General features: G+C 69.5%; 2 protein-coding genes and 1 pseudogene. 1 reads left to right on the forward strand and 2 read right to left on the reverse strand.

Going from position 1 to position 2,227, the window contains the following annotated elements; all coding sequences use genetic code 11:
• Positions 1 to 67 precede the first annotated feature (67 nt).
• Positions 68 to 841: a maleylpyruvate isomerase family mycothiol-dependent enzyme gene (locus ACFYOS_RS36345; protein WP_387151880.1), complete on the reverse strand. Its 774-nt coding sequence runs from the start codon at positions 839 to 841 to the stop codon at positions 68 to 70.
• Between the two features lie 368 nt (positions 842 to 1,209).
• On the opposite strand from ACFYOS_RS36345, the gene ACFYOS_RS36350 reads away from it, so the two are divergent.
• Entirely contained in the window at positions 1,210 to 1,488 is a 279-nt protein-coding gene (locus tag ACFYOS_RS36350; protein WP_387151883.1) for a hypothetical protein, read from the forward strand.
• A gap of 36 nt (positions 1,489 to 1,524) precedes the next feature.
• On the opposite strand, the pseudogene ACFYOS_RS36355 reads toward ACFYOS_RS36350, so the two are convergent.
• A pseudogene (locus ACFYOS_RS36355) lies at positions 1,525 to 2,227 on the reverse strand (transposase); the annotation flags it as partial.

Below are 2,227 nucleotides of genomic sequence, written 5' to 3' on the forward strand. Positions count from 1 at the left end.
AACCCCGGGCCCAGTGGCGCCCGCAGGAGCACGCGCACAACCGACAGATGCGTCACAAGTGCGCGTTTTACGCGTTCGGGTCCCAGTCTGCGAGCTGCTCCATCGGCTCGGTGTCGCCGGTGGTCTCCAGGCCGTCGAGCGGGACGCGCTCGTAGAAGTAGAGGACCAGTTCGCTCGCTGCGCCTCGCATCGCCATGTCGCCCGGCTCCGCGTCGTCGGCGAGGTCGTCGCAGCGGACGCCGTCGGCATTGAGGGTCAGGCGCCAGGAGCGGCCCTCGGTCGTGTGCAGGTCGATGGTCGCCGGCTTGAATGGCCAGGGGACGGTCGTCGCCGAGACGGTCGTCAGGAACTCGTCGACGCCCTCGACCGCGACGTCCGTCGGCAGCGGCTGTGCGGCCCCCTGGGTGAGCTGGGCGTCGTAGGTGTGGACGGCGATCTCCTGGATCTGGTGCCGGGCCACGGCTCCGCTGGTCTCCGGGGCCTGCGAGCGGCCCCACCAGGTCCAGCAGCCGCGGTCCGGGCCGGCCTCGCGCATCGCGTCGAGCATGAGCTCGGTCGACTCGGCGAGCCAGGCATCCAGGGCTTCGCGGTCGCGGGGCGCGGTCGGGGCGCCCTTCGGGTCCGTCCTCGCCGGGGGCTCAGCGCCCGGGCCCGCCGCGACGATGGCGGCCTGGCGGCGGCGGCCGTCGCCGAGGTGCTGCGCCAGTTCGCGCAGCGTCCAGCCCGGGCAGGTCGGGACCTGGACGTCAAGGTCGGGGGCGGACGCGATCGCGGCGCGGAACGCGGCCGAGCGGTCTTCGATCAGCCGCAGGACCTCGGGGAACTCCAAAATGTTTTGCACCTCGGTTGTGTATCACTGCGCTCCGGCTGCCGGGTAGGGAATTTGTCGGACGAACGCGTCGACAGCCGGGCGGAGCGCCGGCGCCGAAGCCGTCCTGAAACTCCGCGCACTGCTCGCCAACGGCGACTTCGACCGCTACTGGACCTACCATCTGGGCCAAGAGCACCAGCGCAACCACCAGGCCCGCTACCAACTCACTGCTTGACCTACGAAGTCACTCCCAGCAATCCGCACCCCTGGCCGATGTCAGCGGCCTGAGTATTGTGCGGCCGGCGGCGCCAGCGCCAGCGTCAGCGCCAGAGGAGTGAAACGAGAGCTAGTGCTCTGACCGGGAACGTCACCGGATGGGCCCGGGGTAGCCTGCGCCCGTGAAGGTCCATCCCCTCTGGCACATCAGCCACCAGAACGAAGCCGGCCCCAACGACGAGACGATTCACCTCGACGACGGGGGCGTGTTCATCAACGAGCAGGACGGCGACGACGTCAAGCTGCTCGGCATCTACTCCTCAGAGGGCGTGGCCGAAGAGCGGATCCGCCGCGCGCGTCTTCTACCGGGCTTCGCCGACGAGCCAGACTGCTTCCAGATCGGAGAGTACGACCTCGATGAGGACCACTGGACCGAGGGCTTCGTCCGCGTGCCGGTCTAGGCCTTCGGGTGAGCGACCCTGCAGAGGGCAGGTCGTTCACGCCGCTTCGGTGAATGCCCCTCCTCCCCAGCGAAGGCCCTTTTCGCTGCGGATGCGCGCGCGTTCCTTGCGTTGGGCGGCCAGGACGTCGGGATGGCGGGCGTTCGCGTTGCGCCAGCGCAGGTAAGCGTGCAGCGCGCGGGTCTGGACCGTGTGGTTCGGATAGTTCGAGTTGGCGAGCGTGAACTGCCGCAGCGGTCCGAAGTGCGCCTCGATCGGGTTCGCCCAGGACGCGTTGGTGGGCGTGAAGCACAGGTGGACGTTGTTGTTCTTCGCCCAGCGCAGGATCTTCTTGCCGTTGTGGGCGGACAGGTTGTCGAGGATCACGTAGACCGGGGCGCCGTCGGGGCGGGCGGCGCGGATCGAACGGAGTGCGGCGAGGGTGTTCGCGGTGCCCTTCCGGCGGCGGTTGATGCCCCGCAGGGTGTCGTCGCCGATCGAGTAGCAGCCGTGGAAGTAGGTCACGCCGTGGGTGCGCTTGTAGGTCGCCGGGAGCCGGTCGGGCCGTCCCTGCTCGGCCCAGCTGCAGCCGGCGGTAGGGCGGATGCCGAGCGGGCCGAACTCGTCGAACGCGAATGTCCGGTCGGGGAAGCGGTCCAGGACATGCTCGATCCGGTCGAGTTTGGCGTGGTAGTCGGGGTCGGGGACTCCTCCCAGGTCTTGGTGCGTTGGAAGGTGACGCCGCGTCGGGCGAGCAGGC

This window comes from Micromonospora sp. NPDC005806, assembly GCF_042871425.1.
In the GTDB taxonomy this organism is placed as follows: domain Bacteria; phylum Actinomycetota; class Actinomycetes; order Mycobacteriales; family Micromonosporaceae; genus Micromonospora.